The 12,251-nt window shown below is 68.7% G+C and carries 11 protein-coding genes and 2 pseudogenes; 6 read left to right on the plus strand and 7 right to left on the minus strand.

Features of this window, described 5'->3' with window-relative positions; genetic code table 11:
* Positions 1-68 precede the first annotated feature (68 nt).
* From HUT19_RS44500 to HUT19_RS42495, 3 genes and pseudogenes are all read right to left on the minus strand, one after another.
* Positions 69-287, minus strand: a pseudogene (locus tag HUT19_RS44500) (transposase); the annotation flags it as partial.
* Between the two features lie 129 nt (positions 288-416).
* Positions 417-1,058 (minus strand): response regulator, encoded by a 642-nt coding sequence (locus HUT19_RS42490; protein WP_368661735.1) that lies wholly within the window; start codon positions 1,056-1,058, stop codon positions 417-419.
* On the minus strand, positions 1,055-2,140 hold the full coding sequence (locus tag HUT19_RS42495; RefSeq protein ID WP_217712347.1) for a sensor histidine kinase: 1,086 nt from the start codon (positions 2,138-2,140) through the stop codon (positions 1,055-1,057). Before HUT19_RS42495 ends, HUT19_RS42490 begins: the two co-directional genes overlap by 4 nt.
* A 224-nt stretch (positions 2,141-2,364) precedes the next feature.
* On the opposite strand from HUT19_RS42495, the gene HUT19_RS40610 reads away from it, so the two are divergent.
* The 4 genes and pseudogenes from HUT19_RS40610 to HUT19_RS40625 all read left to right on the plus strand — a co-directional run bounded on the left by HUT19_RS40610 (position 2,365) and on the right by HUT19_RS40625 (position 5,138).
* Entirely contained in the window at positions 2,365-3,627 is a 1,263-nt protein-coding gene (locus HUT19_RS40610; protein WP_254886088.1) for a tannase/feruloyl esterase family alpha/beta hydrolase, read from the plus strand.
* 176 nt (positions 3,628-3,803) lie between these two features.
* A pseudogene (locus tag HUT19_RS40615) lies at positions 3,804-4,068 on the plus strand (transposase); the annotation flags it as partial.
* Between the two features lie 39 nt (positions 4,069-4,107).
* A complete protein-coding gene (locus HUT19_RS43835; RefSeq protein WP_254886297.1) occupies positions 4,108-4,266 on the plus strand; it encodes a DUF5131 family protein in 159 nt (52 codons plus the stop codon).
* Positions 4,263-5,138: a DUF5131 family protein gene (locus HUT19_RS40625; RefSeq protein WP_176186264.1), complete on the plus strand. Its 876-nt coding sequence runs from the start codon at positions 4,263-4,265 to the stop codon at positions 5,136-5,138. The genes HUT19_RS43835 and HUT19_RS40625 overlap by 4 nt, the downstream gene beginning before the upstream one ends.
* Positions 5,139-5,285: 147 nt before the next feature.
* Here the strand turns inward: HUT19_RS40625 and HUT19_RS40630 are convergent, their stop codons facing one another.
* Positions 5,286-6,500 (minus strand): IS30 family transposase, encoded by a 1,215-nt coding sequence (locus tag HUT19_RS40630; protein ID WP_254885586.1) that lies wholly within the window; start codon positions 6,498-6,500, stop codon positions 5,286-5,288.
* 90 nt (positions 6,501-6,590) lie between these two features.
* Positions 6,591-7,127: a hypothetical protein gene (locus HUT19_RS40635; RefSeq protein WP_176186266.1), complete on the minus strand. Its 537-nt coding sequence runs from the start codon at positions 7,125-7,127 to the stop codon at positions 6,591-6,593.
* Between the two features lie 384 nt (positions 7,128-7,511).
* Between HUT19_RS40635 and HUT19_RS43840 the strand changes: the two genes are divergently transcribed.
* Positions 7,512-7,664: a tectonin domain-containing protein gene (locus HUT19_RS43840; protein ID WP_254886089.1), complete on the plus strand. Its 153-nt coding sequence runs from the start codon at positions 7,512-7,514 to the stop codon at positions 7,662-7,664.
* Positions 7,665-7,689: 25 nt separating this feature from the next.
* Positions 7,690-8,223, plus strand: a complete 534-nt coding sequence (locus HUT19_RS40640) for a tectonin domain-containing protein (RefSeq protein WP_254886090.1) — start codon at positions 7,690-7,692, stop codon at positions 8,221-8,223.
* Between the two features lie 278 nt (positions 8,224-8,501).
* Here HUT19_RS40640 and HUT19_RS40645 read toward each other — a convergent pair whose 3' ends face one another.
* Together HUT19_RS40645 and HUT19_RS40650 are read right to left on the minus strand one after the other, a co-directional pair.
* Entirely contained in the window at positions 8,502-10,916 is a 2,415-nt protein-coding gene (locus HUT19_RS40645; protein WP_254886091.1) for a site-specific integrase, read from the minus strand.
* Entirely contained in the window at positions 10,906-12,174 is a 1,269-nt protein-coding gene (locus tag HUT19_RS40650; RefSeq protein ID WP_368661736.1) for a tyrosine-type recombinase/integrase, read from the minus strand. The genes HUT19_RS40645 and HUT19_RS40650 overlap by 11 nt, the downstream gene beginning before the upstream one ends.
* Between the last annotated feature and the right edge of the window lie 77 nt (positions 12,175-12,251).

Consider the following 12,251-nt stretch of genomic DNA (forward strand, 5'->3'; position numbering starts at 1 on the left):
GTCCTTGGCGAAGAAGGCCGCGGCTTTTTCAGAATCTCGATTGTCTTCTGCTGCTCGGCGTTCTGCCTGCGCAGCTGCCTGAGCTCCTCGCGCTCGGCGCTGGTCAGCTCGCCTGCCCCGCCCTGCCCGCGGTCGATCCGGTCACGCTCGACCCAGCCGCGCAGGCTCTCCGCACTCACGCCCGGATCCCGCGCGACCTCCGTGATCGTCTTGTCGGAGGAGCGGGCCAACGCGATCGCGTCCCGCTTGAACTCCTCCGAATACCGCTTCGAGTACTGACGACCCACCTGGCACTACTTCCTCTGGAACCTCACGTTCCAGTCTCCAGGTGTCCAGTGACAAGGGGAAGCTTCAGTTGGCCCTTTCCCCGCTTGGGGGACATGCTGTCCTGCGCCGAGGGGCTCGGACGAAGCGGCTCAGATGAGCCCGTGCTCGCGGGCGTACAGGGCGGCCTGGGTGCGGTCGCGCAGGCCCAGTCGGCTGAGCACGCGGGAGATGTGGTTCTTGACGGTGCCCTCGCTCAGGTAGAGGCGGGCGGCGATCTCCTTGTTCGTGGAGCCTGCGGAAATGAGCCGGAGCACCTCCGTCTCACGGGGTGTCAGCAGGTCGGGCGCGGGGATGCCGGCCGCCAGCGCGGCCACGACCCCCTGGTCGAACTGGGCGACGCCCGCGTGCGCCAGACGTACCGCCTGGGCGAGTTCCGCCGCGGGCAGGTTCTTCAGCAGGTAGCCGACCGCACCGGCCTTCAGCGCCTGTCCCACGTACTCGTCGTCGTTGAAGGTCGTCAGCATCACGATCCGGCACTGGGGCAGTCGGCAGCGGAGCAGCCCCGCGGCGGCTATGCCGTCCATGCCGGGCATCCGGATGTCCATCAGCACCACGTCGGGGCGGCACTGCTGGGCCTCCTGCACGGCCTCGGCACCGTCGCGTGCACTGCCCACCACCTCGATGCCGGGCTGGATGCCGAGCAACGCGGCGATGCCCTCGCGGACGAGGTCCTGGTCGTCGACCACGAGGACGCGTACCTCCGGCGCCTCCTGCGCGACGGGCCCGTTCACCACGGCACCTCCACCGTAAGGGTGGTGCCCCGGTCTGAACTGCGCAGGTCCACCGCCCCGCCGGCCAGGCGGACCCGCTCTCGCAGCCCGGTCAGACCGAAGCCCTCCTCGGCTTTGCCCAGTCCGTTGCCGTTGTCCGTGACGCACAGGCGCGCGCCCTGGTCGTCGTAGCGGACCGTCACAGCGATCTCGGTTGCGCCGGAATGCCGGCAGGCGTTGGTGAGGCCCTCCTGTGCCGCCCGGTACAGCACCAGCAGCGGCCGCCGCTCGGTGCCCGACACATCCAGGGAGATCCGGCCGCCGCCGACGTCCAGGTGATGGACGAGGTCGGCCAGCGCCCAGGAGAGGCCGACCGGCTCGGACTCCGCCTCGGGGCCCAGGGTCCGCACGGAGGCCCGTACCTCGTCCAGCGCCCGGTTCGCGGACCAGCGGGCGTGTGACACGGCCTGTGCGGAGCCTGCCGGATCGAGCGCGGCGAACGCCTCTGCCTTCTCCAACTGGATGCCGATCGCCGTCAGATGGTGCCCGAGACTGTCGTGGATCTCGCGGGCCAGCCGGTTGCGCTCGCGGGCCGCCGACAGTTGCGCCACCTGCGCGAGGGTGCCCTCCAGCCGGTCGCGGGCCTGCTGCTCCCGCACGACCACCGCCGCCGTCGCCAGCGCGAGGACGACGCCCAGGGCGAACATCAGCAGGTCCGAGATGTACTCGACGCGTACCTGCCAGCCCGGCACCCACAGGGTGAACGCGCCCGCCAACAGGACCACACAGCCCGCCCCCAGCGCGATCCCGGCGGTCGGCCCGAACGCGAAGAACCCCAGGAACGGGATCAGCACGAACAGCACCCGCGACAGCCCAGAGGTGTCGAAAGCCGCCACCGCGCAGAGCAGCGCAGTCCTGAGGGCGAACACGACGCCCGCCGGCATCCGCCACTCCCGCCCGTCGAGGGCCGCCAGCGCGCCCAGCAGCGCCGCGAACGCGGCCGTGCGCGCGTCGAAGCCAGGACCGATCGCGGCGTAGTAGAGCCCCCCTGCGAACACCACCCCGTACAGGACGGCGGGTATCCAGGGCGCGGGACGCGGCATCGGGCCTCCTCGGCAATCCCATGCGCACGCACGGTCCCAGCAGCGTACGCGGGCGCGCGACGTATCTGCACCAGGCGGCCGGCCGGCTTACGAAGTGTGGCCGAAGGTCATGTGCCCTCCGGTCCCGCCGCCCCTGCCTTTTCGTACTTACCCCCGATGACCTGTCATTCCTAGATTTCTCAGCGTCACCACGTACGAGATGAGGACCCATGTACCTACGTTCCGTGGCCATCGCACCCCTGCTGATGGCAACCGTCCTGGCCGTCCCGGCGGCCGGCCGGACCGGCCCCGCCGACATACGGGTACCCGGGGCCGAGTACACCGTCTCCGCCCGCCTCGCCGATCTGACCACCACGGGCACAAAGCTCACCGGGCACACCGATCCCGCCGACTGGGCGGGCCTGGAAGCCCCCGGGACCACGACCCCATCCGGAGTCCCCGGCGTCCAGATCGACGGCTACTTCCCCGACAGCTCCAAGACCAACACCAACCACGGCTGGAAACACGACAGCCAGTTCGTCATCCGGCTGCCTGACCAGTGGAACGGCGGGCTCGTCGTCGCAGGGCCGCCGGGGCTGCGTGAGCAGTACGCCAACGACCGAATCATCAGTGACCAGATCCTCGCGAAGGGCTACGCCTACGCGGCCACCGACAAGGGGAACACCGGCCCCGAGATCTACAAGGACGGGGACCGCCCCGGCGACGCCATCATGGAATGGCACCGCAGGGTCACCGAACTCACCCTCGCCGCCAAGCAGGTGACGGGCCAGCACTACGGCCGTACTCCGCGCCACACCTACGCCGCCGGCCTCTCCGCGGGCGGCTACCTCGTGCGCTGGCAGCTCGAACACCGGCCCGGCCTCTACACCGGCGGCCTCGACTGGAACTCCCTCACCTTCACCACCGACGGAGGTCTGCTCGCCACCCTCCCCCCGGCCCTGCGCGCCTACCCCCGTTCCAAGGAGGGTGACCGCTCCGCCCACGCCGAAATGCTCGCCGCCGGCTATCCCGAGGGCTCCGAGCGTCAGTGGGAATGGCACCACAAGAATCAATGGGACCTCCTCCAGCGGGTGGTCCGCGAGGAGCTCGACCCCGACTACGACGGGCCCGCCCAGGCAGGCACCCCGTTCTGCCCCGAAGGAACCGGTGCCGGCTGCGACACCGACTACGACTTCGCGTCCCGCCCGCGGGCGGTGCACAAGGCCGTGAAACGGATCGCGCTCACCGGCAGCATCCGGCGCCCGCTCATCAGCATCCAGGGCAGCCTCGACGCCCTTACCCCGCCGGCCGCCTTCGGCGACGTCTACCACCGCATGGTCGCCCACGCGGGACGCGCCGGCCTGCACCGCTGCGTCATGGTCCCCGGCGGTGCGCACACCGACGGCCTAGTTGCGCTCGACCAGGACCACCTGCGCCCGATGCTCGGCAACTTCACAGCGGCCCTGAATGATCTCGAGGCATGGACGCGGCCCTCCTCAACCTCCTGACGACCTCACCCCTGAAACTGCCTCAGCAAGGGGACCCATGGGGAGTGTCCAAGAGACGGCGGATCCGATGATCAAGGAGGCGCCTGATGAGCGAGGCCATCACCGAGCACGAGGTTGTGGACGAGCCGATCGCCGAGTCGGCTGCGGAGGCCGTGTCGGACGAGCGGTTGATCGCGATGCTGGTCGACCGCGCCTGTACTGACGGGCTGCAGTTGACCGGGGCGGGTGGGCTGCTGCAGCAGCTGGCCAAGCGGGTCCTGGAGTCCGCCCTGGAGGGCGAGATCACCGGCCACCTCGGCTGTGACAAGCACGACGTGGCGGGCCGGAGCAGCGGCAACTCCCGTAACGGCACCCGCTCGAAGACCGTGCTGACCGACGTCGGCCCGGTCGAGGTGAAGGGTGCCCCGCGATGTGGCCGGCGCCTTCGAGCCGCAGATCGTCGGGCCCTTGGACGGGCTGGACCTGACGGGCATTCACTGGGTGATCGCCGGAGGCGAGTCCGGCCCCCGCTTCCGCCCCATGGAGCAGGAGTGGGTCACGGGGATCCGGGACGCCTGCCTGCAGGCCGACGTGGCCTTCTTCTTCAAACTTCTCTGCACCAAGCCGATGGGCACGGTCGCTGTCGGTGGTGCGCGGTGAGTACCGGAACGGCTATCGAGTGGACCGAGGTCACCTGGAATCCGGCGACCGGGTGCGATCGCATCTCGCCGGGCTGCGATCACTGCTATGCGCTGACCCTGGCGAAGCGGCTGAAGGCAATGGGCCAGGAAAAATACCAGCGCGACGGTGATCCGCGGACCAGCGGCCCTGGGTTCGGGGTCACGGTGCACGAGGACTCCTTGTTCGATCCGCTGCGGTGGCGTCGGCCGCGCAAGGTGTTTGTGAACTCCATGAGCGATATCGGCCACGCTCGTGTCCCCAGGGAATTCGTGGCCAGGATCTTCGCGACGATGGCGCTGGCGCCGCAGCACCAGTTCCAGGTGCTCACCAAGAGGCCACGGCGTCTGCGTTACCTGCTGGAATCGCAGAAGTTCGTGGACGCGGTCTGGGTCGAGATGGAGCGATTGTCGACGGACGGTGCTGTTCCGCTGCCGAGGCCCGTGCGTGAGGACGTGCGCAAGCGTGTCGCCAATTGGGGCGCCTTGAGTCCGTGGCCGTTGTCCAACGTGTGGGTTGGCACCTCGATCGAGTCGGATGAGTACTGCTGGCGGGCTGACGAGCTGCGGGGTATCCCGGCTGCTGTCCGGTTCTTGTCGCTGGAGCCGTTGCTGGGGCCGGTGCCGTCCCTGGAGCTGTCGGGGATCGACTGGGTGATCGTCGGCGGCGAGAGCGGCTCGGCTCACCGGCCGCTGGACTTGGCCTGGGTCCGCGACATTCGAGACCGGTGTGTCGAGCTTCGGGTGGCTCTGTTCTTCAAGCAGGTCGGTGGGCTGACGCCGAAGGCCGGCGGTCGTCTGCTCGATGGCCGGACCTGGGATGAGTATCCCGCCGCGGCGGCCGTGGTGGGGTGACCCGGATGTGGCGCTGAGTGACTCTCGGGCCTTGCCCTTCGTGATATGCCGACGGTACAGCGGTTATCGGCAAGGTTGATCTTGAAGGCGGAGGGCCCGCAGCACATGGCGGTTTCTAGGGGTCGTTGTAACACGTGGTCGTGTTGATCAGGCCGCGAGCAGTTTATGCAGGCGCTCGGCTGGGGTTTCCCAGCCGAGCGTTTTGCGTGGGCGGCGGTTGAGCTGGTCGGCGACGGCGGCCAGGTGCTCGGGGCCGTGGGCGGACAGGTCGGTGCCCTTGGGGAAGTACTGACGGAGCAGTCCGTTGGTGTTCTCGTTCGAGCCGCGCTGCCAGGGGCTGGCGGGGTCGCAGAAGTAGACCGGGATGTCGGTGGCGAGGGTGAACTCGCCGTGGCGGGCCATCTCGCTGCCCTGGTCCCAGGTCAGGGACCGTTTCAGCTGGGCGGGCAGGGTCTGGACTGTGGTTGTCAGCGCTCCCAGGACGGCCTCGGCGCCGTGGTCGCCGGGCAGATGCAGGAGCATGGCGTAGCGGGTCGCGCGTTCCACCAGGGTGCCGATCGCGGACTTCCCGTCCTTGCCGATGATCAGGTCGCCTTCCCAGTGGCCGGGCAGGGCCCGGTCCTCGGCCTCGGCGGGCCGTTCGCTGATCATCACCATCGGGGTGGTGAACCGCGGCTGGCGGCAGTTGGCCTGCTTCTGCGGCTTGCGGCGGGCCCGCCCCGAGCGCAGGGTGCCGGCGAGCTCGCGCCGTAGCCGGCCTCTGCCCTGGACGTAAAGGGCCTGGTAGACGGTCTCGTGGACCACGTGCATCTCCGGCCGGTCGGGGAACTGTGCCCGCAGAGCGTGGCATACCTGCTCCGGGCTCCACTTCTCGTCCAGCATCGCCTGGACGGCGGCCCGCAGCTCGGGGTTCTCGCTGATCTTCCGGCGCTTGGGGCGGGGCCGGCGGGCATCCGCGCGGGCCTGGGCCGCGTAGGGCCGGTACTGACCGCTGCCCGGGTGCCGGTTGCGGCGGATCTCCCGGCTGATCGTGGACGGACTGCGGCCCAGCTCGGCCGCGATCGCCCGGACCGTCGCCTTCTCACGCAGCCGGTCGGCGATGTGGATCCGGTCGGCCTCGCACAGGTACCGCGACGGCGCAGAAGGCGGCCCCACCGAGTTGATCGGTGGGGCCGCCTTGTTGCTGCCGGACACGCCGCGTCCGTAGCGCCAGCGTTTCCCGGTCCGCCGGTTGATCCCGACAATCCGGCACGCTTCCGTGTTGCTCACGCCCTGCTGCATGAGCCGGAAGTATGCCTCCCGCTCACGAGTGAGCTTCCTGGGTCCCTGCGGCTGCCGGTCCTCACGGATCTCGAAGTCCATGCCACCCCTTGAGCTGGGGTGTTGCAACGACTCCTAGAACCCAAGCATGGGCTGGGGCCCTCTCTGTTCAAGGGAACGAAGTCACTCAACTCAGCACATGGTGACCGTGGCCGTGGCATCCGCGATGCGCGCGGACTGGTACCCGGGCCTGGCGTAGGAGTTCCCGTTCTTGTCCGTCACGTAGAGCGTGGCTTGGGCGCCGCTGGTGCGGAAGGTGTACTCGCCGTAGCCCTGGCAGGTGAAGCGGAATGGACGTGAGGTGACTACCCCGTCCAAAGGAACATCGAGGAAGAACGGCCCCGACTTGATGACGTCGCCCCCCTTGAGGATCTCGAATTGGCCTGAGATCCAACACGGGCTCGCGCTCCAGCCGATCGTCTGGCCAGCCCAGCACTTCGCGTCAGCTTCGCCGTTGGGGCCCCCGTAGTTGCCCACACAGATTTTCCATTCGGCCGCTGTCCAATTGTCTGAACTACGGTTGTCGGTCTTCTGGCTGCATCCCTCTGCTGCGAGACGGGAACTGGCGGCGGCCTGAGCAGGGACAGGGCCTGCCACGAGCACGAAGAGACCTGCCAGCAGAACGCTGGCCAGTGCGGCTGAGAGCCGTCTTCCTTCGAGAAGTGTCATGTCTCATGGATAGTGGCCGACAGCCGATCCGCGGTGACCTAACTGCATCAAACCCCCTGGAAGGGCGATATTTAGCTGCATCACGCCCCTGAGAAACGCCTGGCCGTCCGGGAGGAGCAGGCCCCGCCTACCTTCGGTTGGTAGGGCCGGCCCGGCGGGAGGCACGGACCAGCGCTCGTGTCGATCCCCTCAGGGTGGGACAGCGCTTCCGGTCAAAGCGCTGGCGGCCGAGGCGCTCCGGCCTCCGTCTCTGCAACGAGATAGGAGACTAAACGCGTATGTACTGACTTATTTGATGTCAAGACAGATGTTCGCGTGCATTATCGCTCATCCCGGTGGGGAGGACGGCAGCCACTACCGGTTCGAGAAAGGGGTGCACTCGGCATGGCGGATTGGGTGAAGGTCGCGGGCAGTCTCAGCGCCATCTCCGCGGGGTCCAGGACGACGGTGTGGGGCGTCGACCGGGCGAGCGCTGTCCACCGGTACACCAACTACGACGCCGGTCCTTTCATCAACATCCCCGGGGGGGCTGAGTGACATCGGTGCCGCGGCAGACGGCACCGTGTGGGGAGTCAACGGCAGCAACCAGATCTACCGGTACACCGGAGACCAGGGGACCACGAACTGGGTGGGCATCAACGGGAGCCTGGTCCGCATCGACGCGGGCTCCCGGACGAACGTGTGGGGAGTGGACACCGCCGGCGCCATCTACCGGTACACCAACAACGACGCCAACCCGTGGCTCAAGATCTCTGGCGTCGCCACCGACATCGGCGCAGGAGCCGACGGCACCGTGTGGCACGTCAACGCCGGCAACCAGATCTACCGGTACATCGGGGACCAGGACAGCTCGACCACGTGGAAGAGCGTCCCCGGCAGCCTCAAGCGCATCGCGGTGGGCTCCAGGACGAACGTGTGGGGCGTCGATCCCGCCGGCAGCATCTACCGGTACACCAACAACGACTCCAGCGGCGGCAACCCGTGGGTCAAGATCCCCGGATCCGCCACCGACATCGCCGCGGGCGCCGACGGCACCGTGTGGCACGTCACCAGCGCCGGCGAGATCTACCGGTACACCGGCGACCAGCCGAGCTGATTCCGGCTCCGTGCGCGCCCCGGGCCGGGATGGGCCGGGGCGCCCACGGATTACTTGGTCGGCCCTCCGCGTCGTCCCTCGCGCTTGGCCAGGCTCTCCCAGCCCGGCGTCCCTCCCGGACAACGATCTAGCCTTCGGGAGGGACGCCGGGCCCGTGCCTATGCCTTCGAACCGGCCCTCTCCTGCTGCTACCCCTGCTCCACCCAGAACTGGCCCTTCATGAGCCGCGCGTGCTGCTGATCTGGGAGCCGCCGGAGTCATACGCCGCAGCTGGAGTGCTACCGGGTCAGGGCGGGCATGCCTAGGTCCACCCTGCTCATCACGGAGCTCCGGTGCGCCTGCGCGCGCTTGCTGCGCAGGAACCTCAGGGTGAGGTCGAGTCCTTCTACCTCACCGCGCCAGCCTTCGTCAGTCGCACGTTGGCGGCGGGCCAGCAGATCGGCCTCCAGCTCGTCCAGGCGGGGCAGCATCTTGGGGTTGATCGACAGCATCGGGCAGCGGATGCAGGCGTGCTCGTGCGCGCAGGGGGTCCCGTAGGGGCGTCCGCAGGAGCCGAGCTCGACCTTGCGCTTGTCAAAATGCTCCTGGAAGTCGCTCCACTCCCCATCGGTCGGCCGGCGGTACTCCGTCGGCGGCCGCTTGGCCCGTCGACGGTCGAGGAATTCGGTGTAGTGGGCGATGACGTCGTCGTCGAAGACGGCAACATAGCCGCGGGTGGTCTGGATATCGAGGTGGCCTAGCAGGGCCGCGCCGATGTGAATGGGCAAACCGTTGTTGACCAGGTCGGTGGCGAACAGCCTTCGGAAGTCGTGCGGGGCGAATCGGATCTCGGCGAACTCCGGGTGTGTGGGGATCAGGGCCTTGGCGGCGTTAAGGACAATCTGGCGCACCCCGCTGACCGACAGCGCCCGCGGGGTGCCGCTTTGCACCCGCTGGAAGAGGTAGGGCAGCGGTTCGCACCAGGTGCGTTCACTCTGGTCGTAGCGGGGGCAGACCGGGACGGTCCCGTGCTCCTCACGGTGCCGACGGATGATCTGCGCGGTGACGTGGAACAACTCCGCAGACATGGGGATGACGCGCTCGCGATCGCTCTTGGACGGGCTGATCACCAGCAGGGCGACGACCTCGCCGTTAGGGCGCTGGTATTGACGGACGCTCAGGTGGGTCAGCTCGACGAGTTCCTCGCGACGCAGGCCGGCCAGGCGCAGGGTCTCCACCACGGCCCATTGCCAGAAAGCGCTGTTCTCCTCGTAGGCCAGGCGTATCAGTTCGCCGGTGTCCCTGTTGATCACCCGGATCGGTTCGGAGCCGAGAAGTTCGGGCTGGCGCGCGGTGGCCTTGCTGGCGGCGCGCTGCCAGGTAACGCCGTCGACGACGAACTGCTCCCCCAGCCCGGCTTGCTTCGCCGCGTCCAACAGAGTCCGCAGGCGCTGCCATTCGGTGGTGACGTGCTCGGAAAGGATCGCCAGTAGCGGCTGACGCTCGCGGGTGCGGTTGGCCATCCGCTCCTGCAGGCGGCGCCGGCGGATGTGGAACCAGCGCAGATCGGCGTCCCGGATCGGGCAGGGAGCCACCCAGCGGCTCCAGCGTTCGGGCTCGGCCGCCGACCAGGTCTGCAGGTCCAGGTAGAAGGCGCGGACAGCGAGGAACGGGCCGTCGATGTGCTGGCGGGGCTTGCCGTCCTGGCGGACGAGCAGTCGCTCCTTCCAGGCTTGGACGATCTCTTCGCTCAGCCGCAGGTCGGCCTGGTCCGGGTTGATCTCTTCCACGCTCTTCCAGAAGTACCGGACCAGGTTGCGCACCAGGTTGTCCAGCGTGCCGTAGTCGACCTCGACGGCACGGCGGCGAATGTAGTCAACCAGCAGGTCGCGGACTTCGCGGTTGCGTAGCTGGTGGCGGTCGACCAGGTCATCGACGGACTGGCGGCCGCGGATCCTGGCGTCCTGCAAAGTCTGCGGAACCCAGGCCGGCAGAACACCCATGTCGCGCAACACCGGCCAGGCGGCGGCGATCCGGCATCCGGGGCGGGCGTCGGCGTAGTGCACGAGCGCGCCCGGGGTCAGATCGGCCAGGACGACCCCGTAGACGGTCAGCGCCCTGCACAGATGCCGGATCGCGCTCTTGCGTCCGTCGGCGCTGACCGGGCGCCGTTGCATCCGAGTGCGGAACTCCTCCAGGAGCGGATCACGGCTGATGGCCAGGAACTTCTCGGTGTACTGCGGAGGGTTGGTCGCCCGGAATGCGTCCTCGGTTGGCTGGATCAGCCGCATGGCGAAGGCGATCCCGGCAGCCCGAGTGAGCCGGCTGCGCCACTTGGGGTCGCCGTCGGCGAGGTCGGCGACGGCCCGGCCGGGCTGGTTGCGACCGGCCGCCTCCCATCGTTCCTGCCAGGTCTGCCCCGGCTCGGCGGTCAGCAGGTGCAGCAGGCGGCGCATCCCGTGCTTGTAGTCGGCCCGGGCGTTGCGGCTGACGTCGGTGAACTCATCGGCGACGAGGACCACGATCTGGTCGATCGTGGCGGACGACAGCTCCCCGAGCGGCCGTGGAGGCCGGTCCGGGACCGGCGGCGGTTCCGGCGCGATCTGGGGGAGATGCCCGTCCGGCAGCGACGTGCCGGGCTCGGCAGCATGACGGCGGATCCGGTTCGAGGTCAGGTGCGGGCGCATGTTCGGCCCGACAGCGCTATCGGTCACCGAATACCGCCGCAATATCGTCGGCGTCGTACTTCGCTGACCACCGGACCGGCTCTGTCGGCCGCTGGTAGTGCTCGGCAAGCTGATCGAGCAGGTCGTCCAGGCGCACTGCCGTGTAGAGGGCCGTGGTGCTGATATGCGCGTGCCGCAAGATGGTCTGCACCTCCACCAGCGTCAGCGCCGGGTCACGTGCCATCCGTGTCGCCGCGGTGTGCCGAAGATCGTGCAGCGTCCAGTTCGTGCCCAGCTGTTCGTCGGCGCGCTGAAGGATCCGTCGCGTCGCCCAGTAGCTCAACGGCCTCGGCTCGCCTCGCCGGGTACGCCAGACGGGATCGCCACCCGCGGGCAGGCCCGCTTCCTCGAGGTAGCCGGCCAGGTAGGCCAGGGCTTCCGGGGAGACGGGGACCGCCTGCCGCAGCCGGGTCCCCTTGGAGATCACCCACAGCTGGCCCTTGGTCCATTCGACGTCGCTGAGCTGGACACCCAGAAGTTCCGAGGCCCGGGCACCGGAAGAGACGTAGCACGCCAGCAGGGCCCGGTCACGGCTACAGCGCATCGCGGCGAACAACTCCTCCCACTGCGAGTCGGGGATCGCCCGCGGCTGACGGGCCGGGACCTTCGGCCGCAGCCGTGCCCGCCGATGCGGCCTGGCGGACTCGATCGGCGACACGTGCGCCAAGGCCCGTCGGCGGGATCTGCTGTCCGGCACCGGATTGACGACAGGTCCCCGCCCGAAGTGCAGGTGGAAGGAGTAGAAGCCGTGCACCACCGACAAGTTGTGCGCAATAGTGCGCGGCGCATACCCGGACCCCAGATTCGGCTTGCCGGTCTTCGGATTGACCGTCCCCGCTGCCAAGGCATCCACGCGGCGGCGTTGCCGCTGCGGGTTCGGCGCCGACCGCAGCCACCCCACCAGCGTGGCGGTCTCGGCCTCGGTGGCCTGCTCCCACCCGACGTCGACCGCCCACAGCAACCGGAACCACCGCAGCAGGTCGTGACCGTAGCTCCGACAGGTCAGCGGTCTCACATCGCCCAGCAGCAGATCCCGCAGGTACCGGCTGACCGGCTCGATCTCCCGACTCGCTCCATCGACCACCACGTACGGCAGCGACGTCACCGTGCCTTCAACCACGGCGCCGACCCGCGGCAGATCCGTCCGGCCGTCCATCAAATCCCGATGCGCACCAGTGAACTCAGCATTCCCAAACATAAGGACAGATGCTTCATGCCCGTGCCAACTGATCGCCAGCAGATCCACCAGAAAGTGCAGTCAACGGAGCAGTGGGGCGGTCGGACCCCGAAGGCATCCGGTCGGCACCTTCAGGGCCGCACCTG

Origin of the sequence: Streptomyces sp. NA02950 (genome assembly GCF_013364155.1) — a bacterium.
In the GTDB taxonomy this organism is placed as follows: Bacteria; Actinomycetota; Actinomycetes; order Streptomycetales; family Streptomycetaceae; genus Streptomyces.